This window comes from Streptomyces sp. NPDC051064, from assembly GCF_044455985.1.
GTDB lineage: Bacteria > Actinomycetota > Actinomycetes > Streptomycetales > Streptomycetaceae > Streptomyces.
The window spans coordinates 616,450-640,213 of record NZ_JBITFK010000001.1 but is presented as its reverse complement, the minus strand read 5'-3'; the positions used below and the strand labels follow the sequence as shown (position 1 = coordinate 640,213).

Below are 23,764 nucleotides of genomic sequence, written 5' to 3'. Positions count from 1 at the left end.
CGCCCGCCGGTCAGGGAGAACGAGCGGAGGCTACTTTGTTCCACCACGATACAAAAACGTACGCCGAAACGCCAATCCTGCGGTCGGGGATGTCATGGAGCCCACGCCGACGGGGATCCGCACCAGGACGCTCAGGACCGGCGCCCGTCGCCGCTCGTCTGCGCCTCCAGGGCGCGGCGGGTCTCCGGGCCGTAGACCCCCGGGGGGTCGCCCTTGACCGACACCCACCTCTGGAACTCGGCGACGGCGTCCTCCACCCGCTCCGAGTAGTCACCGTCCTCCGGCCCCCGGTAGACCCAGACCTCCTGCAGCCGCCGCTGGAGCTCGGAGACCTCCGCGCCGCGGTCGCCGCGCCGCAGCGTGCTCCCGGACGCCTCCTCGACGGGCGGCGCCGCCGTGGTGGGGGCGGGCGCCTTCGTCGCGGACACGGACGGCGACGGTGACGTCGAAGCGGTGGCCGAACGCGACGCCGACGGGCTCTTCGACGGCGAGGCGGACGTCGAGGGCGACGCCGACGCGGACCCGGACGGCGTGGCCGAGGGTGACGCGGACGGGGACTCCGACACCGACGCTGACGGCCCGTCGCCCGTGGCCGGCACGCTCGTCGTGACCTCGGGCAGCGCCGTGGCCCGGCGGTCCTCGTCGTCGAACAGCCCGCTCGCGAAAGCGGCCGTGCCCACCACCGCGGCCACCGCCGCCCCCACGGCGGCAACGGCGAACGGCCGCCGACGGCGGGGTTGCACCGGGTCGGGGCCACCGCCCGCGTAGGCCGCGGCCGTGCGCCGACGGGTCTCGTCCGCGGCGACCGCGTCGGGCGGCGCGCCCGGCGAGGTTCCGGGCCCCGGCGCTCCGTCCCCCGCGCCGTCCAGGAACAGCGGCATCGTCGTCTCCGCCGCCGGGGCGCCGGAGTCCTGGGTGTCGTCGCTGCTCAGCGTCACATAAGGCCGGATCCGCAGCGGGTCGAAGTCCTCGGCCGCAGCGATCTCCGCCGACCGGGCGTCCCGCTCGGCCGTACGGGCACCGCAGCCGCAATCCGCCCCAGGTCTCGCGCCCCGCCCGCCACCGCGCTCCGGGCATACATGTCCGGTCATTGTGGGTTCCCCTCCCCATCGAACTGCCTGCGATTATGCAGGCCGCCACGGTGAAGCCCGACGCCCGTACCACTGCTCGGCAGGCCATAACGGCACGGAGCGGACAGGATAGGGGGGAAGCGGACCCGAGGAGATGCTCATGGCCCAGCAGTTGAGCCCGCCCACCCTGGCGGAAGGTGAGGGGCGGTCCCGGCGGAACGTCCTGGTGTCCATCGGCGCACTGCTCCTCGGCATGCTGCTCGCCGCACTCGATCAGACCATCGTGTCCACCGCTCTGCCCACGATCGTCAGCGAGCTGGGCGGCCTGGACCACCTGTCGTGGGTGGTGACCGCCTACTTGCTGGCGGCGACCGCGGCGACCCCGCTCTGGGGCAAGCTCGGCGACCAGTACGGGCGCAAGAAGCTCTTCCAGACGGCCATCGTCATCTTCCTCGTGGGCTCCGCGCTCTGCGGTGTGGCCCAGAACATGCCGCAGCTGATCGGCTTCCGAGCCCTCCAGGGCCTCGGTGGCGGCGGGCTCATGGTGCTGTCGATGGCGATCGTCGGCGACATCGTCACCCCTCGCGAGCGAGGCAAGTACCAGGGCCTGTTCGGGGCGGTCTTCGGTGCGACGAGCGTGCTCGGACCGCTGCTCGGCGGTTTCTTCACCGAGCACCTCAGCTGGCGCTGGGTCTTCTACATCAACCTGCCCGTCGGCGTCGTCGCGCTGCTCGTCATCGCCGCGGCTCTGCACATCCCGGTCCGCCGCACCAAGCACACCATCGACTACCTGGGCACCTTCCTCATCGCCTCCGTCGCCACCTGCCTGGTCCTCGTCGCCTCGCTCGGCGGGACCACCTGGGCCTGGGGCTCCGTGCAGATCATCGCCCTCGCGGTCCTCGCCGTCGTGCTGCTCGTCGCGTTCGTCGCGGCCGAGCGCCGGGCGGTCGAACCGGTGCTGCCGCTGAAACTGTTCCGGAAGAGGACCTTCACTCTCGTCGCCGTCATCAGCTTCGTCATCGGCTTCGCGATGTTCGGTGCCATGACCTACCTGCCGACCTTCCTCCAGGTGGTGCACGGCATCACCCCCACCCTGTCCGGTGTGCACATGCTGCCGATGGTCTTCGGGCTGCTGATCACCTCGACCGGCTCCGGCCAGATCGTCAGCCGGACAGGCCGCTGGAAGGTCTTCCCGATCGCCGGCACCGCCCTCACCCTGGTCGGCCTGCTGCTGCTCCACACTCTCTCCGAGAACAGTTCCACCTGGACGATGAGCCTCTGCTTCTTCGTCTTCGGCGCCGGACTCGGCCTGGTCATGCAGGTGCTCGTGCTGATCGTGCAGAACTCCGTCGGCTACGAGGACCTCGGCGTCGCCACCTCCGGAGCGACCTTCTTCCGCTCCATCGGAGCGTCCTTCGGCGTGGCCGTGTTCGGCACCATCTTCACCAACCGGCTCTCCGGCAAACTCGAGGAGGCGCTCAGCGGCCGTTCCCTGCCGCCCGGTGTCGACGCCGGGGCACTGGCCGCCGACCCCCGGGCCATCGGCCGGCTCCCGGCCGATCTGCGCCCCTCGGTGCTGAGCGCCTACTCGACCTCGATCACCGACGTCTTCCTGTACGCCGTGCCCGTGGTCCTCGTCGCGTTCGTCTTCGCCTGGTTCCTCAAGGAGGAGCCCCTGCGCGGATCGGTGACGGCGCCCGACACCAGCGAGACCCTGGCCTCCAACCCGGTCCAGCGCTCCTCGTACGACGAATGCGCCCGCGCCCTGTCGGTGCTCGCCACCCGGGAGGGGCGCCGGGAGATCTACGAGAAGATCACCGAGAAGGCCGGGTACGACCTGCAGCCCGCCGCCAGCTGGCTGCTGCTGCGCATCAAACGGCACGGCACCGTCGAGCCCGGCCGGCTGGCCGAGGTCGCCCCCGTGCCGCTGAGGGTGATCACCTCGGCCGCCCGCCAGGTGGAGGGGCACGGCTTCGCCCGGCGCGAGGGCATGCAGCTGGTGCTCACCGAGAAGGGCGCGGAGGCCGTGGTCAAGCTCTCGCACGCCCGCGAGGAGTCACTGGCCGAGCTCCTGGGCGACTGGTGGGGCCCGGACCGGCCCACCGACCTGATCCGGCTGGTGACGGAGCTGTCGTCCGAGGTGAGCGGGTCGAGCAAGGAGCGGCCGCACATGCCCGAACCGCGCCGCGACCACTCGGTGGGCTGACGGCCCGCCCGGAGGGGCTCAGAGCTCCTTGGCGAGCCAGTGCTCCGCGTAGGGGCCCTGGTTGAACGCCGGGATCTCCGCGTAACCGTGCTTCGCGTACAGCCCGCGCGCCTCCACCAGGTCGTCACGGGTGTCGAGCCGGATACGCCGCACCCCGTACGCCCGCGCGGCGCTCTCGATGCCCGCGAGCAGCAGGCCGCCACCGCCCGTCGAGCGGAAGGCGGGCCGGACGTACACCCGGGTCAGCTCCGCCGTCGCCGCGTCCACCAGCCGCAGGCCCGCGCAGCTCGCCGGCTTGCCGCCGTACCGGCCCACCAGGAACTCCCCGGTGGGCGGGGCGAGCCGGTCGACGCCGTCGTCCCTCAGCCCGTCGTCGATCTCCGCCGTGGTCGCCGGACGGCCCCAGTAGCGGCTCGCCACGTCGTCGTAGTAGTCCCGCCGCAGCAGGGCCGCCTCGGGGCTGCCGAAGTGTTCGGGGGTCACGGTCCACGTCATTCGTACATTCTGTCCAGGGTGTGACGGGATGACGAACCATTAATAGGTGCAGGGGGCAGTGAACATGCGGGACACGACCAGCACGGCGGCCGTCCAGCGGCTCGGGGAGCAGTGGATACGGGAGCTGGCGCGGCCCGGCGGGGGTGGCTTCGTGTGCTCGCCCGCCGGACTGTGGCTGGCCCTGACGGCCGTCGCCGCGGGCGCCCGTACGGAGACGGCCGCAGAGCTGCGCACCCTGCTCGGTGTGGCGGGCCCGGAGGCCGCGGCCGTGGTGACGGAGGCGGCGCGGGACTGGGAGCGTACCGAGGCGCTGAATGTGGCGACCCGGGTGTGGAGCAGGCTGACCGTCCGTCAGGAGTACAAGGACGCGCTCCCCGGCATCGCGTTCGGGCCGGTCGGCCAGGACGAGATCGACGCCTGGGTGTGCGAGCGGACCGGTGGCCTGATCGAACGGCTGCCGATGGAGCTCGACGGTGTCTCTTTCGCACTCGTCAACGCGCTGGCCCTGAAAGCGCTCTGGGAGACCCCGTTCGAGGTGAACCGCACGCGCGAGGTCCCGTTCACCGACGAGGCGGGCAGGATCCGCCCCGCAGCGACGATGCACGCTCCGGTGCCGGTGCGGGACGTGTGGACGGTCGCCGGCGCGCACGTCGTGGAGCTGCGCTGCCGTACGGAGCGGGGCGGTGCGGCTCCGGCGCGGATCAGGCTGGTCCTGGGGGAGCCGGGAGCGGGCGCCGCGCAGGTCCTGCCCGCGGCGTGGGCGTCCCGCGAGGAGCGTGTCCCGCTCGACGCCGACGAGGTGACCGTCGCCGTTCCGAGGTTCACCCTGCGTACGAACATTCAGGTCGACGACCAGCTGCCCGCCCTCGGTGTACGGCGCGCGACCACGATGGCCCTGGCGGACTTCTCGGGGCTCTCCCGTCAGCCCGCCTGCATCTCCGACGTGGTCCAGGAGGCCGTGCTGAAGGTCGCGGAGGAGGGTGTGGAGGCCGCGGCGGTCACGGTCGTGGCCCTGCGGACGTCGGTCGCACGGCCGGGGCGGCACATCGCCTTCACCCGGCCCTTCGGGATCGTCGTCCTGGACGGCTCCTCGGACGTCCCCCTCTTCGCGGGGTGGCAGGCGGACATACCGGCGTACGAGGGCTGACCCGGCCCGATGACGGGCGCCGTCCGAGGGGCCGCCGAGTCGTATTCGGGCATTCTTTCGGCAAATCGGTGGTGACAGTCAGGCTAAGTGGGGGTTGATTGTGTCTACCTCATAGGGCAATGCGAGGCTTCATCCGCACATACCCGGGCCGAGGGGACAGTGCATGAAAACGGGAGGGTCGGCGCAGCGTGACAGATGTGGAGCGCAGTGTGCGGGGGGATGCGGCGGCGGATCCGGGGGCGAGAGCCGCCACGGCGAGAGCCGTCCTCTGGCTGCTCGTCGGCGTCCTGGCGGTACGGCAGGTGGCGGTGGTGCTCCGGCGGCCGCCGGGTGAACGCCTCACCGATCTGGAGACCTGGACCGGTGCGACCGGGGTCCTGCACATCGCGGGGTCCCTGTACGACCCGGGCCGGTTCACGGGGACGCCGTTCGCCGGGCTGGTGCTGAAGCCGCTGACGGTCTCCGCCCAGCAGGCACTCGGCGTCGTGTGGACCTTCGGTTCGCTGCTGCTCGTCGTGGGACTCGGCTTCGTCGCCGTCCGCGCCCTGCCCGCGCCGGTGAGCAGGCGTACCGCCTTCGTGGCGGCGCCCGTCGCGATCACCCTGCTGATGGTGTCGCTGCCCGTCCGCACCACCCTGCATCTGGGCCAGACCAGCATCCTGCCGGTCCTGCTGGTGCTTCTCGCCTGTTTCGCCGTACGCGGTGAGCGCCTCCCCGGCGTGCTGACCGGTGTCGCCGCGGCCCTCCAGCCCGCCGTGCTGCTCTTCGCCGTCCTGTTCTGGCTCACCGGCAGACGCAGGGCCGCCGCGACCGGCGGTGCCACCTTCGCCGTCTGCACGGCGCTGGCCTGGGCGGTGATGCCGCGTGACTCATGGGCGTACTGGGTGCACCATCTCGCGGGGGCCGGCCTCGGGGACCGCCCGGACAGCCTGGCGAACCAGTCGCTGCACGGCGCGCTGCTGCGGTTCGGGCTCCAGGGCCCGCTCGAGATCGCGCTGTTCCTCATCCTCGCCGCCGCCGTCGCCTTCCTCGGACTGCGGCGGGCGGTGCACTACGCCCGGGACGGGCAGCTGCTTCTGGCCGTCGCGATCACCGGATGCGTGGCCGTCGCCGTCTCTCCCACCGCCTGGCAGCACCAGCTTCTCTGGGTGCTGCTCGCCGTCGTCGGCCGGGTCGGCACCCGGGCCTCGGACCGGCTGGTCTGGCCGGCGGTCGTGGTGCTCGTCCTCACCCTGCCGGGGAAGATGCTGCTGCCGAACGTCGGCGTGGTCCTTCCCGTGCGCGACAACGTCCTGCTCGTCGCCGCGCTCGGCGCGGCCTGCGCCGTGCCGTTCCTCTCCCGCACCTCGCCCTACTGGCAGCGGCCGATTCCCACGGACTACGCGAAGCCGGTGCCGGCGCGTCACGCGTGGGTGCCGCTGCTGCCGTTCTGGCGGCGCGTGCTCAGCCGCCCCAACCTGCTGCTGGAGCTCCTGCTCATCAGGGTCGTCTACTCCGCCTACGCGAAGGTCCGGCTGGCGGCCACCGCCGGGCGCTCCACCGCGGAGGAGCACGGCCGGCAGATCCACTCCGCGGAGCAGTGGCTGCACATCGACATCGAGCACTGGGCCAACCACACCGTCGTCGGCATCCCCTGGCTGCGGGACTTCTTCGACTACTACTACTCGACGTTCCACTTCATCGTGCCGCTCGCGATCCTCGGGGTGCTGTACGTGCGGCGGCCCCCGGACTACCGCTGGGCCCGCAGCACCATCGGCTTCGCCACGGTCCTCGCCCTCGTCGGCTTCTGGCTGTATCCCCTGGCACCGCCGCGTCTGATGCCGGGGCTCGGCTTCATCGACACGGTCCACGGTGCGCAGGACCTCGACAGCCCCGATTTCGGGGCGCTGACCGCGATGACCAACCAGTACGCGGCGATGCCGTCCCTGCACTTCGGCTGGTCGCTGTGGTGCGGTGTGGTGATCGCCCTGCTCGCGCCGAAGGCGTGGATGAAGGTCCTGGGGCTGCTGCACCCGCTGTTCACGGTCTCCGCGATCATCGCCACGGGCAACCACTGGGTGCTTGACGCGGTCGGCGGTGCGGCGGTGGTGGCCGCGGGCTTCGGGCTGGCGTACGCCCTGGCGGGGCCGCGCAGGCTCCAGGCCGTCCCCGGTGCGGCCGGGCGGCCGGACCGCGAGGCCGGGGACGCCGGGGACGCGGTCGGGGAGCCGGCCCCCGAACCGGCCGGCAGCAAGGCGTAGGGCGGACACCGGCCCGACCGGTACACGGGCCGAAGGGGTGCGGGGCGGCCCTCCCGAGCCGGCCCCGCACCCCTTCGGCGTGGATCGCCGCGTCCCCCCAGGGTCCGCCCGCGGCGGCGGTTCCGCCACTCGAACGGCTCAGCGCCGGGGGCGGCGCCGTGCGGGGGATCAGGCCTGGACCGACACTCCGGGCTCCGCTGCGACGGCGCCGCTGCGCTCCCCGAGCTGTTCCGTGTCCACATGAGCCGTCTCGCGGGCGGAGAGCGCCGCGACGACCGGCGGCAGACAGAGCACGGCGGCGAAGACGGCGACCCCGGCCCAGTTGTCGCCGTCGGGGCCGGCGATCTGCGAGGCGAAGGCCACGGCGAAGCCGGCGATGGCGAAGCCGGTCTGGGTGCCGATCGCCATGCCCGAGAGCCTGACCCGGGTGGGGAACATCTCGGCGTAGAAGGCGGGCCAGATGCCGTTGGCCGCGCTGTAGACGACGCCGAAGACCAGCACGCCGAGGATCAGCACCAGCGGATAGCTGCCCGTGGAGATCGCCCACAGGTACAGGGGCATCACCACCGCGCTGCCCACGGCGCCGATGAGGAAGACCGGCCGGCGTCCGATGCGGTCGGAGAGCCGGGCCCAGAGCGGGATGGTGAACAGGGCGACCACATTGGCCAGCGCGCCCACCCAGAGCATGCCGGTGCGGCTCAGGCCGACGGCGTCGCTCGTGGCGTACGACAGCGCCCAGACGGTGAAGACCGTGCTGACCGTGGCGATCACGGAGGCCGCGACGACCCGCAGCACATCGGCCCAGTGGTCGCGCAGCAGCACGGCCAGCGGCATCTTGGCCACGCCCTCGGTCGCCGCCTGCTTGGTGAAGACCGGGGTCTCCTCCAGGGTGCGCCGGATGACGTAACCGGCGACCGCGACGGCGACGCTCAGCCAGAACGGGATGCGCCAGCCCCAGGAGAGGAGCTGTTCCTCGGGCAGGGCGGCGACCGGGATGAACGCCAGGGTCGCGATCAGCTGACCGGCCTGCGTCCCGTTGATGGTGAAGCTGGTGAAGTAGCCGCGCCGGTGCTGGGGAGCGTGTTCCAGGCTCATCGAGTTGGCGCTGGCCTGCTCACCCGCCGCGGAGATGCCCTGAAGGATCCGCAGGAGGACGAGCAGCACGGGTGCCGCACCGCCGATCTGGTCCCGGGTGGGCAGACAGCCGATGAGGAACGTCGAGAGCCCCATCAGCATCAGGGTGAAGACCATGATCTTCTTGCGGCCGACCCGGTCCCCGACGTGTCCGAGGAAGAGCGCGCCGACCGGACGGGCCGCGTAGGCGACACCGAAGGTGGCCAGGGACAGCAGGGTCGCGTTCGCCGGATCGGACTCGTCGAAGAAGACCTCGGGGAAGATCAGCGCCGCCGCGCTCCCGTAGATGAAGAAGTCGTAGTACTCCAGCGCGCTGCCGATCCATGCGGCGAGCGCCGCTTTACGGGGCTGGGCCTGCGGTGGGGGAGCGGGGGCAGGGGCGTGAGCGGTCACGTCGGGGCTCCTTCGGGGGGACGTTCCGTGCGGGGAGAGGCGAGGACCCGGCTAATTAACGCACTAGGTAGTTAGTTGCGGATGGCTACGGATGTTGCGAGCAGTTGTCGCCCCTGTCAAGAGTTCGCACAGAATCCAGGTCCTGGGTTCTGTGCGAAATCCGGCCCTTCCTCCCCGAAAGGTCCGGCCCTACTCCGCCCGGTCGGCCGTGAGGTACGCGATGATCATGTCGCCCAGCATGGTCCGGTAGTGCTCGCGCCGTCCGGTGTCCACCAGGTCGCGGCCGAAGAGCGCGCCGAAGGTGTGTCTGTTCGCGATGCGGAAGAAGCAGAACGAGCTGATCATCGCGTGCAGATCCACGGCGTCGACGTCCGCCGTGAACAGCCCCGACGCGCGCCCCGTGTCGAGGATGCGCCGCAGGACCTCGATCGCCGGGGAACTGATGCGGCTCAACTCGGCCGAGGCCGCGATGTGTTCGGCCTCGTGGATGTTCTCGATGCTGACCAGGCGGATGAAGTCCGGGTGGTCCTCGTGGTGGTCGAACGTCACCTCGGCCAGCCGGCGCACCGCTGCCACGGGGTCGAGGTGCTCGACGTCCAACAGCTGTTCCGCCTCCCTGATCCTGGTGTACGCCCGCTCCAGGACCGCGGTGAACAGCTGCTCCTTGCCGCCGAAGTAGTAATAGATCATCCGCTTGGTGGTGCGGGTCCGGGCGGCGATCTCGTCGACCCGGGCACCCGCGTAGCCGATGCGGGCGAACTCCCGCGTCGCCACGGTGAGGATCTCGTCCTTGGTGCGCGCCGCGTCACGGGTCCGCACGGCGGGCTGGGCGGGTCCTTCGGTGCTTGTCATCCGGATCCTTCACGGCAGGCGGTGCGTGCTCGCGATTCTAGAGCGGGTGCACGAGGGGGCTGATTCGGCCCGGGGTCTTCCCTGGGCGGCCGTCTTTCGGTATGACTAACTAACCAGTCCGTACATTACGTCGATGCATCCACGGGAAGTGAACGATGCCGAACACCCCGGCCCCGCCCCCCGGCGCCCCGGTCCTCGTGCTGAACGGCCCCAACCTCGATCTGCTGGGCCTGCGCGAGCCGGAGGTGTACGGGAAGGAGACCCTGGCCGGCATCGACGAGCTCTGCCGGAGCACGGCGGCGGCCCTCGGGCTGCGTGCCGACTGCCGGCAGAGCAACCATGAGGGTGTGCTCATCGACGCCGTCCACGAAGCCCGCACCGCGCACCGGGGCATCGTGATCAACCCCGCCGGGTACAGCCACACCTCGGTCGCCCTGCGGGACGCGCTCGCCGCCGTGGAGCTGCCGGTCGTGGAGGTCCACCTCTCGAACATCCACCGGCGGGAGGCCTTCCGCCACCACAGCTACGTCTCGGCCGTCGCCCACACCGTCATCTGCGGGGCCGGTGCCCACGGATACGCCCTTGCCCTCACCCACCTCGCCCTGCTCCTGGAGGACAACCGGTGAGCCCGGACTCCTATCTCGTCGGCCTCATCGGCTCCGGTATCGGCCCCTCCCTCAGCCCCGCGCTCCACGAACGCGAAGCGGACCGGCAGGGCCTGCGCTACCTCTACCGCCTCATCGACATCGGCACGCTCGGTGTCCCGCCGGAGAGGACCGGCGAACTCGTCCGCTCCGCACGCGACATGGGTTACGACGGCCTCAACGTCACCCACCCCTGCAAGCAGCAGGTCCTCGCCCACCTCGACGCGCTCTCGCCGCAGGCCGAGGCGCTCGGCGCCGTCAACACGGTGGTCTTCGAGGGCGGCCGGGCGACCGGGCACAACACCGACGCCACCGGCTTCGCCGCCTCCTTCGCACGTGGTCTGCCCGACGCGCCGCTGGAGCGCGTCGTGCAGCTGGGAGCCGGCGGTGCCGGAGCCGCCGTCGCCCACGCCCTCCTCGCCCTGGGCGCCGGCCGGCTCACCGTGCTGGACGCCCTGCCCGACCGGGCCGCGGCGCTCGCGGACTCCCTGAACCACCACTTCGGCCCGGGCCGGGCGGCGGCGGCCGACCTCCTGGACATCGCGGCACGGACGGCGGGCGCCGACGGCCTGGTCAACGCCACACCCATCGGCATGGCCGCCCACCCCGGGCTCCCGCTCCCCGCGGAACTGCTGCACCCCGGCCTGTGGGTCGCCGAGGTCGTCTACCGGCCGCTGGAGACCACGCTCGTCCGCACCGCCCGCGCGATCGGCTGCCCCACCCTCGACGGCGGGGGCATGGCCGCCTACCAGGCCGCCGACGCCTTCCGGCTCTTCACCGGCCGCGAACCCGACACCGCCCGCATGCTCGCGGACATCGCCGAGCTCACGTCCGCCCACTGACACCCGCAGGAAGCCCGCAGGAGGACCGACATGCGTACGTCCATCGCCACCGTCTCGCTCAGCGGCACGCTCACCGAGAAGCTCACCGCGGCGGCGCGCGCCGGCTTCGACGGTGTGGAGATCTTCGAGAACGACCTGATCGGGAGCCCGCTGAGCCCCGAGGAGATCAGGGAACGGGCGGCCGACCTCGGTCTGACGATCGACCTCTTCCAGCCGATGCGTGACATCGAGGCCGTCCCCGCCGACGAGTTCGCCCGCAACCTGCGGCGCGCCGAGCACAAGTTCCGGCTGATGCGGCGGCTCGGCGCCGACACCGTCCTGGTCTGCTCCAGCGTCTCGCCGTACGCCGTCGACGACGACGCCCTCGCCGCCGGACAGCTGCGCCGGCTGGCGGACCTCGCGCAGGAGTCCGGTATCCGCGTCGCGTACGAGGCGCTGGCATGGGGCCGCCATGTCAACACGTACGAGCACGCCTGGCGCATCGTCGAGGCCGCGGACCACCCCGCCCTCGGGGTCTGCCTGGACAGCTTCCACATCCTGGCCCGGGGCTCCGACGTCGCGGGGATCGAGGCCATACCCGGCGACAAGATCTTCTTCCTGCAGCTCGCCGACGCCCCGCAGATGTCGCTCGACGTGCTGCAGTGGAGCCGCCACCACCGCTGCTTCCCGGGCCAGGGCGACCTCGACGTCACCGGTCTTGTGCGGGCGGCCGTCCGCGCCGGATACGACGGGCCCCTCTCCCTGGAGGTGTTCAACGACGTCTTCCGCCAGGCGGACGCGGGCCGCACCGCGGTGGACGCCCTGCGCTCGCTGGCACTGCTCCAGGAGTCGGCCGGGCTGACCGTGCCTCCGGCGCCGGTCGTCCCCACCGGGTTCGCCTTCGTCGAGATCGCCACGGCCGACACGGCCAGGATCGCGCCCCTGCTGACCGCGCTGGGCTTCTCCCGTACGGCCAGGCACTCCGGGAAGCCGGTGGACCTCTGGGAACAGGGCGATGCCCGCATCCTGCTCAACACCGACACCGGCAGCCACCGGCCGGAGCCCTCGCTCACCGCGGTGGGCCTGGAGAGCCCCGACCCGGCGGGTGCCTCCGCACGGGCCGAGTCGCTGCTCGCCCCCGTCCTGCCCCGGCGCCGCGCCCCCGGTGACGCCCCGCTGGACGCGGTGGCCGCGCCCGACGGCACCGAGTTCTTCTTCTGCGTCACCGACCGCACCGACCCGGCCGAGAAGAAGCGAATCGGCTGGACCGGTGACTTCGCGCCCGCGCCGCACACCCCGGACCCCATCGGCATCACCCGCCTCGACCATGTGGCGCTGACCCAGCCCTGGCACCACTTCGACGAGGCGACCCTCTTCCACCGCGGCGTCCTCGGTCTCCGGCCGCATGCGAGCGTCGACCTCGCCGACCCGTACGGCCTGCTCCGCAGCCGTGCCGTCAGCAACGAGGACGGCACGGTGCGCATCGCCCTCGGCGTGGGGGCCTCCCCCACCCAGGACCCGGCCCGGGGAGGGCGCCCCCAGCACGTGGCCCTGGCCACCGACGACCTCGTCACCACCGTCCGCCGCGCCCTCGCGGCCGGCGCCCGGATGCTGCCCGTGCCCGCCAACTACTACGACGACCTGGCCGCGCACTACGAGTTCGCCCCGGGCGAGCTGGAGAGCTACCGCGAGCTCGGCATCCTCTACGACCGGGACGGGAAGGGGGAGTTCCGGCACTGCTACACCGTGACGACCGGCCGCGTCTTCTTCGAACTCGTCGAGCGCGTCGGCGGATACGACGGGTACGGCGCCAGGAACGCCCCCGTCCGGCTCGCCGCGCAGCACGCACTGGCCGACTGATCAGTCCGGGAGTGCCTCGAAGTCCGCCCGCGCGTCGAACGCGGCGCGGCGGGTGGCCCGGCGCAGGGCTCTCAGCAGCGTGGGGCCGATCGCCACCGTCAGGACGACCGTGAGGACGGCGCGGCCCAGGTCCCAGCCGATCGAGGTGGCCGTGCAGTAGGCGAGGAAGCGGACCAGGTTCTCGGTGAGCGGGTCGCCCGGGACGAAGGAGATTCCCGAGCCGAGGCCAGGCACGATCGTCCAGCCGTACAGATTCATCACCGTGCCGTACGCGAACGCCGCCGCGAAGCCGTACCCCGCCAGCATCAGCAGCTCGCCCCGGCCGCGCAGCCGGTCCGGGCCCGGCAGCAGACCCGCGCCCATGGTGAACCAGCCCATCGACAGCATCTGGAACGGCATCCACGGCCCGACCCCGCCCGTGAGCAGCGCCGAGGCGAACATCGTGACCGAGCCGAGCACGAAGCCGAAGCCCGGGCCCAGCACCCGGCCGCTCAGCACCATCAGGAAGAACATGGGCTCCAGGCCGGCCGTCCCCGCGCCCAGTGGACGCAGCGCCGCACCGACCGCGGCGAGGACGCCCAGCATCGCGACGGCCTTCGCGTCCAGACCGGAGTCCGCGATCGTCGCGAGGACCACCCCGACGAGCAGCACCAGCAGGACGGCGAAGAGCCACGGCGCGTCCTGCGCGTGGGCGAGACCGGAGTCCGTCCCCGCCAGCAGCGGCCAGCCGAAGGCGACCAGCCCGACGGCGCTGATCAGGACGAGCGCGGCGACGGCGTGCGGACCCAGCCGGACCGGGCGCGTGGACCGGGCCGTCATGCGAGAGCCTCCAGAGCCCTGCGCACCTGCGACACCGTCAGCCACTCCCGTGGCGCCAGGATCTTCGAGATCTGCGGGGCGAACGCGGGCGAGGAGACCACCACCTGCCGGGTCGGGCCGTCGGCGACGGCCTCACCGTCGGCCAGGATCACCACCCGGTCGGCCAGCTCCGCCGCCAGCTCCACATCGTGCGTGGCCAGGATGATCGCGTGGCCCTCGGCGGCCAGCCGGCGCAGTACGCCGACGAGCCGCCCCTTCGCCGCGTAGTCCAGCCCCCGTGTCGGCTCGTCCAGGAGGAGGAGCGGGGGCCGGGCGGTGAGCACCAGGGCGAGGGCCAGCGCGAGCCGCTGGCCCTCCGAGAGATCACGGGGGTGGATGTCGTCGGGCACCCCGGGCAGCAGCTCGGAGACCAGCGCCCGGCAGGTCCCCCCGGGCGCGCCCGCGTCGGAGTCGGCCGCCGCGCACTCGGCGGCGACCGTGTCCGCGTACAGCAGGTCGCGCGGCTCCTGCGGTACGAGCCCCACCCGGCGCACCATGTCGCGCGGCGGCGTACGGGACGGATGCAGGCCGCCGACCAGGACGGATCCCGTGGTGGGTTCGGTCATCCCGACAAGGGTGGTCAGCAGGGTCGACTTCCCCGCGCCGTTACGGCCCATCAGGGCCACGGTCTCGCCCGGCGCGACGGACAGTGTTACCCCGCGCAGCGCCTGGACCCGCCCGTGCCGGACCCCGAGCCCCTCGACCCGGGTGACCGCGTCGAGCACGGGGAGGATCGCGGGCGCCGCGGCCGGCCGGCGGCCGAGCAGCCGGCCCAGCAGACCGGGGCGGACGGCGGGGGGAGCGGGGAGCGGAGCCACCGTGGCGGCCGCCGGGGTCTCGCGCGCCGGCGGTTCCACATCGGCGAGACGCTCCCGCAGGTCCACCGCACGGCGCCGGGCGTCGCGCACCGACAGCGGCAGCGGATCCCAGCCCACGAGCCGGCCCAGCGCCACCACCGGCGGGCGGACGGGCGAGAGGGCCATGATGTCGGCGGGCGCGCCCATCACCGGGGCGGCGCCGGGCGCGGGCAGCAGGAGGACCTGGTCGGCGTACTGCACCACACGCTCCAGCCGGTGCTCGGCCATCAGCACCGTCGTGCCCAGGTCGTGCACCAGCCGCTGGAGGACCGCCAGCACGTCCTCGGCCGCCGCCGGGTCCAGGGCGGACGTCGGCTCGTCGAGAACGAGGACCCTGGGGTGCGGGGTGAGGACCGAGCCGATCGCGACCCGCTGCCGCTGGCCCCCGGAGAGCGTGGCGATCGGCCGGTCGCGGAGCTCAGCCAGTCCCAGCAGATCCAGCGTCTCCTCGACGCGGCGGCGCATCACGTCCGGGGCCAGGCCCAGCGACTCCATGCCGTACGCCAGCTCGTCCTCCACGGTGTCCGTCACGAAGTGGGCGAGCGGATCCTGGCCCACCGTGCCCACCAGGTCGGCGAGTTCACGCGGCTTGTGGGTCCGGGTGTCCCGGCCGCCGACGGTGACCCGGCCGGTCAGCACCCCGCCCGTGAAGTGCGGCACGAGACCGGACACGGCACCCAGCAGAGTCGACTTGCCGACACCGGACGGGCCGACGGCCAGCACCAGTTCGCCCTCGGGGATGGTGAGGTCGACCCCGGACAGGGTGGGGCGCTCCGCGCCCTCGTACCGCACCGAGACGTTCTCGAACCGGATCATGAGCGCTCCTTGGAGTCCGAGGGGGAAGGGGGCAGCGGGGCCACCACGGCCGGCAGCAGCCCGATCAGCACGGCGGCGGCCGGCCACAGCGGCAGTACGGGGGCGGAGAGCGGGACGACGCCCGGGCGCAGGGCGTCCGGGGCGGCGGCGCCCGCCCAGATCATCGCCGCCGCGACGGCCGCACCCGAGGCGGCGACGAGCCAGGCGCGTACGCCCCAGCGGTCCGGCCGGTAGCGGGTACGCACCGAGCGGCGCCCGCCGAGTCGGAGCCCGGCCAGCGCCGCGAGCAGCCCGGCCAGCAGCAACGGCAGCCCGTGCACGGCGCCCTGCGCCGCCAGCAGCCCGTACGTCCCCGCGCACACACCCAGCAGCCCGCCGAGCGTCAGCACATGGGTGGTGCGGCGGACGGCGGGCGGGACCTGCGCGGTGCGCCCGTACCCCCGCGCGTCCATCGACGCCGCGACGGCCACCGAACGCTCCAGCGCCCCCTCCAGCACCGGCAGCCCGATCTGGAGCACCGCCCCGACCCCGCCGGTCGGACGGCCGCGCAGCCTGCGGGCCGTCCGCAGCCGCGCCACGTCGGCGACCATGTTCGGCGCGAAGGTCATCGCGACGACGACGGCGACCCCCACCTCGTACAGGGCGCCGGGCAGCGACTTCAGAAGCCGGGCCGGGTTGGCCAGCGAGTTCGCGGCCCCGATGCAGATCAGCAGCGTGGCCAGTTTCGCGCCCTCGTACAGCGCGAACACCACCTGCTCCGCCGTGACCCGGCCGCCGATCCTGATCCCCTGCGCCCAGTCGGGCAAGGGCACCCCGGGCATCGTGAACAGGGCGTGCGTGCCGGGGACCGAGGAGCCCAGGACGACGGAGAACAGCAGCCGTACGCCGACGACGACCAGCCCGAGCTTGATGAACGCCCCGTACGAACGGGCCCACGGCGCGTCCGTGCGGCGCGCCGCCACCACATAGCCGGCCACGCCCACCAGCAGCCCGAGCAGCAGCGGGTTGGTCGTACGGGACGCGGCGGTCGCCAGCCCGAGCGCCCACAGCCACCAGGCCCCGGCCGGCAGCGCGTTGCCCCGGGTGGCCCCGGGGGCGCGCAGGGCAGGGCGGAGCCGGGCCGGGCCGGTGGAGCGGGTCATCGGCGGCGGCGGGCCTGCAGCACAGCGGCGACACCCAGGACGAGGACCGCGCCGACACCGGCGAGCACACCCACCGACGGGCCGCCGCCCTCGGAACCACCGGCCGTCGCGCCGGCGGTGGACGCGGTGGCCGGAACGCCGGCGTCCGGTCCGTCGGAGCTCCCGTCGACCTGTTCACCGCAGCCCGACCGCGGATAGCCGGAGATCGCGCAGAGCATCGCGGAGCTGTCGTACCGCAGGGGCTTCGCCACCGAGGCGAGGGCCTCCGCCGTGCTCGCGTCCGGCGCGACCTGGGCGCAGGCCGTACGCGGCGCGGGCGGCTTCTCGCCGTCCGGCGCGTCCGCCGCCGTGCCCGGATCGATGACCAGCGCGATCCGCTTGCGGCCGTCCTTCGCCGGGGTGTCCGCGCAGACGGCCCCGAAATCGGGCGCGCGGCGCGGCTGCGCCGAGTCCTGGGAATCCGCGCTCACCGAGAAGCGGAAACCCTGCACCGCGCCGTCGTCCGGCCGGACGACGGAAGGCCCCTGGGTGGCGTACGTCCAGCTCTTCCCGCCGTCACTGTCCCAGAACGACCAGTAGCGGTAACCGGCCGCCTGTGCGCTCCCCGCGCCCAGCACGGCCAGGACTGCGCCGACGAGGAGCAGCACCGCCGCCGTCCGCAGCGGACGCCTCACAGCTGCTGGTTCTTCCGGCGTCCGCTGAGCAGGAAGCCGATGCCGGCGCCGAAGGCGAGACCGATGCCGATGATCCACCAGAGGCCGAGCCCCTCGTCGTCGCTGCTCGTGTCCGCCGGCTTCTCCGGTGCCGTCGCGGTCGGCGAGGGCACGGCGGTCGCGGCGGGCGCGGGGCCCGTCGCGTTGAGCTGCTTCACGAGGTCGACGCCGCCGAAGTCACGTGCGTCGGTGCCGGTCGCGTGGGCGGCGAGCACCAGCTGGGCGGTGGCGGCGGGGCCGCCCTCCTTCGCCCAGCCCTGGGCGTGCTTCTCCAGGTACGCGACCGCTCCGGCCGCCTTGTCCTTGTGGCCGGCCGCCGACAGCGCCACGACCGCGTCGGCCGTGTTGCCGAAGTCCGGCTGCGGCGGCGCCGACTCCTCGGCGCCCGGCATGGGCGGCAGTTCCAGGTGACCCGGCCCGGCGAGGGTCTTCGCCAGGTAGTAGGCGCCGTTCTGCGCGGACTGCTCGGGGGTGAGATCGGAGCCCTCGGCGCAGACGGGTGCCTTCGCCGCGTTGTAGTTCCCCGAGGCCATGCCCTTGCCCATCGCGCCGAGGACCGCGGCCGCCGTGGCGTCCGCGTTGGCGGTGAGCTCGCCCTTCTTGTCCGGCTGGTAGGCGAACGCCCCGCCGTCCGCGCCCCCGCAGGGCAGCGCGAAGGTCTGCAGCGCCGTGTACGGCGTCCTGCCGCCCTTCTTGGTGACCTCGGCGAGCGGCACACCGGCCCGCGCCAGTGCCCCGGCCACGACGCCGGTGGAGTTGGCGTCGCTCGGGCTGCCCGGGTTGTAGCCCCAGCCGCCGTCCTCGTTCTGTACGGACTTCAGCCAGCTGACGCCGTTGTCCACGACCTCACGGTGCACGGCCAGTTCGACCATGGCCTGGACCGCCGCCGCGGTGGCGTTGGTGTCCGCGACCGTCTTCGCGTCACAGGGCTCGGAGGCGTCGCGGTAGGAGGGGAAGGCCCCGCTGTCGCACTGCTGGCCGACGAGCCAGTCCACCGACTGCGTGGCGGGCGTGACCAGCTCGATCTTCTGGGCGAGGAAGGCGAGCGACTGGCGCCACACCCCGTCGTACGTCGGGTCCTTGGTGCCGTACAGCCCAGCCGGACGTTCAGGCGTGGACGGGGTCGGACTCGGCGCGGCGACCGCCACCGGGGCGGCCGCTCCACAGAGCACGGCGGTGATCGCGAGCGCTGCCGCGCGGCGGCGTACGGACATGGCGGACTGGGCCTCTCGAATGGGGTTTCTCCCCTGCTCGAGCTGGCCGAGCGCTCGGGGAAGGGTCGGCGCCGGATTCGCACCGGCTTCCCCCTGTACGGGCATGATGACGACCCGCCCACTCTACCGGGGTGCTCCCGGGCCCCTCCGGGCGGACAGCCGCACTCCCTGGGCGAAGGGCCTTCCCAGCAGGTCAGACCCCATGCGAGACTCCGGCGGGGGGTCACACGGGCGCGTGCCCGTGGGGTTGGGACGACCGGTGGGAAGCACCAGTGCGCAGACGAAGGACGGCGGCCGTCGCCGCCGTGGCGGCCGGATTCATGACGGTGACCACGGGCTGCGGCCTCATCAGTGACAGCGAGAGCGCCCCGCCACCTTCCCCGGACCCCACCCCGCCGTTCACCACGCCAACGGTCGCCGACGAGATAGCCGGCTTCGCCGAGGCCGCGGGCCTGCCGCCCGGCGACACCTCCACAGCCAGGCTGCCGAAGGGCGACTGGCACGGATGCGTCGCGCCCTGGACGGGCTACGCGCCGGCGGCGGACGCCGCCGGCGCCTTCGAGGCGACGGTGATGCGTCTGCGGCAGTACGACTGGGAGATCGTCTCCAGCCATGCCGAGCAGGACGTCACCTACCGCACTCTCGCCAAGCGGGGCTGGAAGCTGTACGCCCGGTACTACGCCGTGGAGAACGCCGGGCGGACCGTGTCCCTCACCGCCGTCGAGGACGGCTGCCGGCTCCCGGAGAAGGTCAGGGACGACTACGAGGACCCGGCCTGACAGCCGGAGTCGGCGATCACGAAGTGGCCCGCGGGGGACTCCCTGAGGGTGTGGGTGACGAAGACGTTGTACAGCCCCATGTCCTGTTCCGAACCGTTCGCGTAGGCGTGGCCGCCCGAGGTGTGGGCCCGGCCGGCCGTCACATGGGCGTAGTTCGTCGCCGTGAAGCAGCGCGCCGGTTCCGTACCGCCGGACGTGGTCGCGGTCACGGCGGCCGAGCCCGCCCCGGCGGCCCCCGAGGAGTCGGTCGCGGTCACGGTGTAGCGGTACGAGGTGCCCGCGGTCAGGCCGGTGTCCGTGAAGGACGTCGACGCGGTCGTGGTCACCTTCGCGCCGTCGCGGTGCACCGCGTAGGAGGCCGCACCCTCGACCGTGTTCCACGCCAGTGAGGCGCTGCTGTCCGTGACCCCGGTGACCTTCAGGCCGGCGGGGGCGGGCAGCCCGCCCCCACCGCCCGGTGCGTCCTTGTCGAGCCCCCAGAACACGCCGGTGTGGTACGCCGAGCAGATGGTGTTCAGGAAGTACGCGGCCGTCGACCCGCACTGGTCGGCGCCGGACCCCGGGCTCACCGGCAGACCGTGTCCCATGCCGGACACGGAGAACGTCTCCACGGCGGGCTGCCCCGACGCGTCCTCGTAGACGCTCCGGGTGGTGTTGCCGGGCAGGCTCTGGGTGCCGGCCGGGGTCTGGCCGATGCCCCAGACATCGGTCCACTGGTCGCGCAGCGCCGTGGCGTTGGCCGGGTAGACCGTGTAGTCGGAGGTGCCCTGCCAGATCGCGACCCGGGGCCAGGGGCCGGTCCAGCCCGGGTGGGAGTTGCGTACCTTGTCGCCCCACTGGGCGGGGGAGAGCTTCTGCGGGCCCGTCTGGCAGCCCGACGCGGCGGCCTGGCTGGTGGCGCACTGCGCGGGCAGCCCGGAGGCCACGGACCCGCCCGCGAAGACGTCCGGGTAGGCGGCCAGCAGGTCGGCGGTCATCCCGCCGCCCGCCGACAGCCCGGTGACGTAGACCCTGCGGCCGTCCGAGCCGTACGTCTGCTTCGCGTACTCGACCATCTGCACGACGGACGCCGCCTCGCCCCGGCCCCGGGTGCTCTCGGCCTGGTCGAACCAGCCGAAGCACGACAGGGCGTTGTTCGCCGAGGTGGTCTGCGGGAACACGACGTCGAAGCCCCACAGATCGGCGTACTTGGTCCAGCCCGAGTTGGTGTAGTACGCGTTGGCCGACTGGGTGCAGCCGTGCAGCGCGACCACCAGGGGCGCGCCCGCGGCGACGTTGTCGGGGGTGTACGCGAACATCTGCAGATTGCCGGGGTTCGAGCCGAAGCCGGTGACCTGCTGGAGACCGGCGGCGGCCGGGGCCGCGGGTGCCGCGACGGCGGACACCGGGTGCGCGGCGAGCAGGGTCAGGACGGCGACGGAGGCGACGCGGCGGAGCAGGCGTCGCAGGATCGGTGGGCGCACGGTGGGGCCTCCTCGTCGGACGTGCGGACTGCTGCCGAAACCTATGAGCAGGGGGCGGAGCCGCCCATGTGGCAGGCGGACACCGGCCGCGTACCGGTGTGTGCGGCGCTCCTCTTGCGCCCGCGTCCCGGACCGCCGGTGCGCGCGGGGCCCGCCGGCCCGCACCATGTACTCCGCCACCATGCGGCCGCCCCGGGGTGTGTGCACCGACCCCGTGTGATGCGGACCGCGACATCCTTACGGTGACGCCCATGCAGACTTCCCTGACCCCCCGGCACGACCCCCTCGCCCCCTCCGCCCTCGCCGGACGCACCGCCCTCGTCACCGGGGCCGCGAGCGGCATCGGACTGGCCTGCGCGGAGGCACTCGCCGCCGCCGGAGCCCATGTGCACGTGGTGGACAAGGCGGGCGACGCCGCCAAGAGCCTGGCCGAACGGATCGGCGGAACGGCCTGGGTGGCCGACCTCTCCGTGGCCGAGGCGGTGGACGGACTGCCCGCCGACGCGGACATCGTGGTCAACAACGCGGGGCTGCAGCACGTGGCGCCGGTGCACGAGTTCCCGCCGGACACCTTCGCGCTGATCCACCGCGTCATGGTGGAAGCACCGTTCCGCATCTTGCGCCGCACGCTCCCCGGCATGTACGAACGCGGCTGGGGCCGCGTGGTCAACATCTCGTCCGTGCACGGGCTGCGCGCCAGCCCCTACAAGTCGGCCTACGTCTCGGCCAAGCACGCACTGGAGGGGCTCAGCAAAGTGGTCGCACTCGAAGCGGCGCCGCACGGCGTGACGAGCAACTGCGTCAGCCCCGGCTACGTCCGCACACCCCTGGTCGAGGACCAGATCGCGGACCAGGCACGCAGCCACGGCATCTCCGAACAGGAGGTGGTGGGCCGGGTGCTGCTGGAACGCAGCGCCCTCAAGTCGCTGATCGAGCCCGCCGACGTGGCCGGGGCCGTCCTGTGGCTGTGCGGGCCCGGCACGGCGCACATCACCGGAAGCTCCCTCACGATGGACGGCGGCTGGACCGCCAACTGACGCCCGACCGCCCACGGAAGCCCGGAGAACGATGGCCGCCCATGTCTGAACCGCCCCCCTCCGCCACGCCCCTCCTGTCACGCCTCCTCGACCTGCTGGCCGACGACGCGCCCGCCGAGGAGCTCGGTGCCGTCGCCTCGGAGGCGAGGGCCGCCGGTGTGCCCGCGGCCGACCTGGCCGAGGTGGAGCGGGCGGCCGCCACCGCCCTGCGGATCAGGGGCGCCCTGCGCCAGCACCGGCGCAGGGAACTCCAGCTCACCGCCCTCTTCGACACGGCCGGCGACCTCGCGGCCTCCCGGGACCTGGACGATGTGCTCAAGGCGATCGTGCGGCGGGCCAGGATGCTGCTCGGGACCGACACCGCCTATCTCACGCTCCCCGACGAGGAGGCCGGGGACACCTACATGCGGGTCACCGACGGATCGGTGTCCGTGCTCTTCCAGCGGCTCCGGCTCGAACTGGGCGAAGGGCTCGGCGGCCTGGTGGCACAGACCGCCAGCCCGTACGCGACCCCCGACTACCGCACCGACGAGCGCTTCCACCACACCCGCAACATCAACGCCGGTGTGCTGGACGAAGGTCTCGTCGCGATCCTCGGAGTCCCCCTGCTCCTCGGCTCCAGCCGGGGCGGCACGGGAAAGGTCATCGGGGTGCTCTTCGCGGCCGACCGGGCCGCGCGGGTCTTCAGCCCCGACGAGGTGGCCCTGCTCTGCTCGCTCGCCGCGCACGCCGCGATCGCGATCGACACCGCCCGGGCCCTGGACGACACCCGGACCGCCCTCGCGGAACTAGCCGGCGCCAACGCGGAACTGGCCGAGGCCAACGCCGCCGTACGCGCGCACTCGGCCGCCATGCAGCGCGCCGAGGAGGCCCACGACCGGCTCACCGACCTGGTGCTGCGCGGCGGCGACGTGAAGGACGTCGCCGTGTCCGTCGCCGGACTGCTCGACAGCCCGCTCACCATCCACGACCCCGGCGGGCGCCCGCTGGCCGCCGTACGGCCCGACGGCACGGGATTCGCCGCCGACAGCATGGACGCCGGCTGGCTCGCGGGCACCGCGGACGAGTCCCGGCACGGGGCGCGGGCCGTGCACCGCGACGGCCGGTGGATCTGCGCGGTGCTCGCCGGCCAGGAGCTCCTCGCCAGCCTGGTGCTGCACCGGCCGGACCGGCTCGACGACTCCGACCGCCGGCTCTTCGAACGCGCCGCCGTCGTCACCGGCCTGCTCCTGCTGCTGCGCCGCACGGTCGCCGAGACCGAGAACCGGATACGGGGCGAGCTGATCAGCGACCTGCTCGGCGACCCGGAGCGCGATCCGGCCGGGCTGGCCGAGCGGGGCCGGAGGCTCGGCATCGACCTGGACCGGCCGCATCTGGTGCTGGTCGCCGAGGCGTCCGCCAGGGAGAGACTCGGCGGCGCCGCGATGCGGTATCTGTTCGGCGGCGACATCCACGGCGTGAGCGCCGAACACGCGGGCACCGTCGTGCTGCTGATCGACTGCGACGCCGACCGCACGCCGGCGGGCACCGCCGCACGCGCGGCGGCCACGCAGCTCGGCCACCTCGTCCAGGAGCCCGTCACCGTCGCCGGTACGGGCCCGGCGCGCGGCGCCCGCGAACTCGCCGCCGCCTACGCGGAAGCCGCCCGCTGTCTGCGCGCCATGCGGGTGCTGGGACGCGAGGGCGAGGGGGCCGGCGTCGGCGAACTCGGCTTCCTGGGCGTCGTCCTGGGCAACGCGAAGGACGTGGACGGCTTCGTGACAGCGGTGCTGGGCCCGCTGCTGCGCTACGACGAACGGCGCGGCACCCATCTCGTACGGACGCTACGGGCGTACTTCGGCGCGGGCGGCAGCCTGATCCGGGCCAAGGACGAGCTGCACGTCCATGTGAACACGGTGGTGCAGCGTCTCGACCGGATCCAGGTGCTGCTGGGCCGCGACTGGAACGAGCCCGACCGCGCGCTGGAGCTTCAACTCGCCCTGCGGCTGCACCTCCTGTCGGGCGGCCGGGAGGGCTAGGGGCC

The 23,764-nt window shown here is 73.1% G+C and carries 19 protein-coding genes; 9 read left to right on the top strand and 10 right to left on the bottom strand.

The genetic code is table 11. The annotated features are described in order from the left end of the window. Nucleotides 1–131 precede the first annotated feature (131 nt). Nucleotides 132–1,091, bottom strand: coding sequence for a peptidoglycan-binding protein (locus ACIBCU_RS02975; RefSeq protein WP_399228811.1), 960 nt, complete (start codon nucleotides 1,089–1,091; stop codon nucleotides 132–134). A gap of 133 nt (nucleotides 1,092–1,224) precedes the next feature. On the opposite strand from ACIBCU_RS02975, the gene ACIBCU_RS02970 reads away from it, so the two are divergent. Then, nucleotides 1,225–3,276: an MDR family MFS transporter gene (locus ACIBCU_RS02970; protein WP_362942218.1), complete on the top strand. Its 2,052-nt coding sequence runs from the start codon at nucleotides 1,225–1,227 to the stop codon at nucleotides 3,274–3,276. Between the two features lie 18 nt (nucleotides 3,277–3,294). Here the strand turns inward: ACIBCU_RS02970 and ACIBCU_RS02965 are convergent, their stop codons facing one another. Then, complete coding sequence (locus ACIBCU_RS02965; RefSeq protein WP_399228808.1) at nucleotides 3,295–3,771, bottom strand: GNAT family N-acetyltransferase; 477 nt, start codon at nucleotides 3,769–3,771, stop codon at nucleotides 3,295–3,297. A 64-nt stretch (nucleotides 3,772–3,835) separates the two neighbouring features. On the opposite strand from ACIBCU_RS02965, the gene ACIBCU_RS02960 reads away from it, so the two are divergent. Together ACIBCU_RS02960 and ACIBCU_RS02955 are read left to right on the top strand one after the other, a co-directional pair. Further along, nucleotides 3,836–4,918 (top strand): serpin family protein, encoded by a 1,083-nt coding sequence (locus ACIBCU_RS02960; protein WP_399228805.1) that lies wholly within the window; start codon nucleotides 3,836–3,838, stop codon nucleotides 4,916–4,918. Nucleotides 4,919–5,106: 188 nt separating this feature from the next. After that, complete coding sequence (locus tag ACIBCU_RS02955) at nucleotides 5,107–7,158, top strand: bifunctional glycosyltransferase 87/phosphatase PAP2 family protein (protein WP_399228803.1); 2,052 nt, start codon at nucleotides 5,107–5,109, stop codon at nucleotides 7,156–7,158. A gap of 168 nt (nucleotides 7,159–7,326) precedes the next feature. Here ACIBCU_RS02955 and ACIBCU_RS02950 read toward each other — a convergent pair whose 3' ends face one another. Further along, nucleotides 7,327–8,685, bottom strand: a complete 1,359-nt coding sequence (locus ACIBCU_RS02950) for an MFS transporter (protein ID WP_399228800.1) — start codon at nucleotides 8,683–8,685, stop codon at nucleotides 7,327–7,329. Between the two features lie 189 nt (nucleotides 8,686–8,874). Further along, a complete protein-coding gene (locus ACIBCU_RS02945) occupies nucleotides 8,875–9,537 on the bottom strand; it encodes a TetR family transcriptional regulator (protein WP_104785160.1) in 663 nt (220 codons plus the stop codon). 155 nt (nucleotides 9,538–9,692) lie between these two features. On the opposite strand from ACIBCU_RS02945, the gene aroQ reads away from it, so the two are divergent. The 3 genes from aroQ to ACIBCU_RS02930 are packed head-to-tail and all read left to right on the top strand — an operon-like array spanning nucleotide 9,693 to nucleotide 12,862. Continuing rightward, on the top strand, nucleotides 9,693–10,163 hold the full coding sequence (gene aroQ, locus ACIBCU_RS02940; protein ID WP_399228798.1) for a type II 3-dehydroquinate dehydratase: 471 nt from the start codon (nucleotides 9,693–9,695) through the stop codon (nucleotides 10,161–10,163). Next, the gene (locus ACIBCU_RS02935; RefSeq protein ID WP_399228796.1) at nucleotides 10,160–11,023 is read left to right on the top strand and encodes a shikimate dehydrogenase; all 864 of its coding nucleotides are present in this window, start codon (nucleotides 10,160–10,162) and stop codon (nucleotides 11,021–11,023) included. The genes aroQ and ACIBCU_RS02935 overlap by 4 nt, the downstream gene beginning before the upstream one ends. A 30-nt stretch (nucleotides 11,024–11,053) precedes the next feature. Continuing rightward, entirely contained in the window at nucleotides 11,054–12,862 is a 1,809-nt protein-coding gene (locus ACIBCU_RS02930) for a bifunctional sugar phosphate isomerase/epimerase/4-hydroxyphenylpyruvate dioxygenase family protein (protein WP_399228794.1), read from the top strand. On the opposite strand, the gene ACIBCU_RS02925 is transcribed toward ACIBCU_RS02930, so the two are convergent. The 5 genes from ACIBCU_RS02925 to ACIBCU_RS02905 are packed head-to-tail and all read right to left on the bottom strand — an operon-like array spanning nucleotide 12,863 to nucleotide 18,462. Next, nucleotides 12,863–13,681 (bottom strand): ECF transporter S component, encoded by an 819-nt coding sequence (locus ACIBCU_RS02925; protein ID WP_399228792.1) that lies wholly within the window; start codon nucleotides 13,679–13,681, stop codon nucleotides 12,863–12,865. Continuing rightward, a complete protein-coding gene (locus ACIBCU_RS02920) occupies nucleotides 13,678–15,393 on the bottom strand; it encodes an ABC transporter ATP-binding protein (protein WP_399228790.1) in 1,716 nt (571 codons plus the stop codon). Before ACIBCU_RS02920 ends, ACIBCU_RS02925 begins: the two co-directional genes overlap by 4 nt. Beyond that, nucleotides 15,390–16,535, bottom strand: coding sequence for an energy-coupling factor transporter transmembrane protein EcfT (locus ACIBCU_RS02915; protein ID WP_399228788.1), 1,146 nt, complete (start codon nucleotides 16,533–16,535; stop codon nucleotides 15,390–15,392). The genes ACIBCU_RS02920 and ACIBCU_RS02915 overlap by 4 nt, the downstream gene beginning before the upstream one ends. Beyond that, nucleotides 16,532–17,209 carry an SCO2322 family protein gene (locus tag ACIBCU_RS02910; protein WP_399228786.1) on the bottom strand — a complete coding sequence of 226 codons (678 nt, stop codon included), beginning with the start codon at nucleotides 17,207–17,209 and terminating at the stop codon, nucleotides 16,532–16,534. Before ACIBCU_RS02910 ends, ACIBCU_RS02915 begins: the two co-directional genes overlap by 4 nt. Then, complete coding sequence (locus tag ACIBCU_RS02905) at nucleotides 17,206–18,462, bottom strand: prenyltransferase/squalene oxidase repeat-containing protein (RefSeq protein ID WP_399228784.1); 1,257 nt, start codon at nucleotides 18,460–18,462, stop codon at nucleotides 17,206–17,208. Before ACIBCU_RS02905 ends, ACIBCU_RS02910 begins: the two co-directional genes overlap by 4 nt. 272 nt (nucleotides 18,463–18,734) lie before the next feature. Between ACIBCU_RS02905 and ACIBCU_RS02900 the strand changes: the two genes are divergently transcribed. Then, the gene (locus ACIBCU_RS02900; RefSeq protein WP_362931373.1) at nucleotides 18,735–19,241 is read left to right on the top strand and encodes a hypothetical protein; all 507 of its coding nucleotides are present in this window, start codon (nucleotides 18,735–18,737) and stop codon (nucleotides 19,239–19,241) included. On the opposite strand, the gene ACIBCU_RS02895 is transcribed toward ACIBCU_RS02900, so the two are convergent. Beyond that, the gene (locus tag ACIBCU_RS02895; protein ID WP_399228781.1) at nucleotides 19,223–20,704 is read right to left on the bottom strand and encodes a PHB depolymerase family esterase; all 1,482 of its coding nucleotides are present in this window, start codon (nucleotides 20,702–20,704) and stop codon (nucleotides 19,223–19,225) included. The genes ACIBCU_RS02900 and ACIBCU_RS02895 overlap by 19 nt on opposite strands. Nucleotides 20,705–20,955: 251 nt before the next feature. Between ACIBCU_RS02895 and ACIBCU_RS02890 the strand changes: the two genes are divergently transcribed. Both ACIBCU_RS02890 and ACIBCU_RS02885 read left to right on the top strand, forming a co-directional pair. Then, nucleotides 20,956–21,741: a 3-hydroxybutyrate dehydrogenase gene (locus ACIBCU_RS02890; RefSeq protein ID WP_362931369.1), complete on the top strand. Its 786-nt coding sequence runs from the start codon at nucleotides 20,956–20,958 to the stop codon at nucleotides 21,739–21,741. A 41-nt stretch (nucleotides 21,742–21,782) separates the two neighbouring features. Further along, nucleotides 21,783–23,759, top strand: a complete 1,977-nt coding sequence (locus ACIBCU_RS02885; protein ID WP_399228778.1) for a helix-turn-helix domain-containing protein — start codon at nucleotides 21,783–21,785, stop codon at nucleotides 23,757–23,759. The last annotated feature ends 5 nt before the right edge of the window (nucleotides 23,760–23,764 follow it).